The sequence below is a fragment of the Exiguobacterium sp. s160 genome (assembly GCF_018617575.1).
Taxonomy (GTDB): Bacteria; Bacillota; Bacilli; order Exiguobacteriales; family Exiguobacteriaceae; genus Exiguobacterium; species Exiguobacterium aestuarii_A.
In genome coordinates, this window is record NZ_JACSKK010000023.1 from 1 (window position 1) to 631 (window position 631).

The following is a 631-nucleotide window of genomic DNA, read 5'->3' on the forward strand; positions in this document are numbered from 1 at the left end:
GCGAACGAGCGCTCGACGGTCTGCGGCCGCAGTCGGTAGAGGGATTTCCCAGACGCGGACAGGCGGTTCTCGTTCACCTGCTCGCGGTAATGTTCATCGACATGGCGGGTGATGTCCCGTCGGTGCGTCCGGCTGGACGTGCACTTCTCGAGGAGCGGACAGTTCTGACAGATGGAAGGGTCGGAGACGTAATGGTGATAGCCGTGGCGGTCCGTCGTTTGATAGGTGAGGCGCTGTCGCGCCGGACAGAGATACGCATCTTCCTCCGGCAGGTACGTGTACCGGGTCTTGCGGAACATCCCTTTCTTCCTGCCGAAGCGCCTCCGGGCGATGACCCCGAAGATGCCCCGTTCGACGAGCGCCTTCGCGATCCCGGTCGTGAAGTAGCCGGCATCGAGCGCGACCGCCTCGAGCGGGAAACGGAAACGTTCGAGGACATGGTCGAGCCGATCCAGATAGACGGTGCTGTCCGACACGTTCCCGGGTGTGACGTGTACATCGACGATGAAATTGTGCTTGGCGTCGACTGTCCGATGCGCCAACCAGAAAAAGCCTTCCGGCTTCTGGTCGCGATACATGTAACCCGCATCCGGGTCGGTCCGGCTCACCTTGACGAGCCGGCGCTCCCTCT

The 631-nt window shown here is 62.3% G+C and carries 1 protein-coding gene; it reads right to left on the reverse strand.

The annotated features are described in order from the left end of the window. Positions 1 to 631 (reverse strand): transposase (locus KNO86_RS14580; RefSeq protein ID WP_214697381.1); only part of this gene is annotated, 631 nt, incomplete at both ends.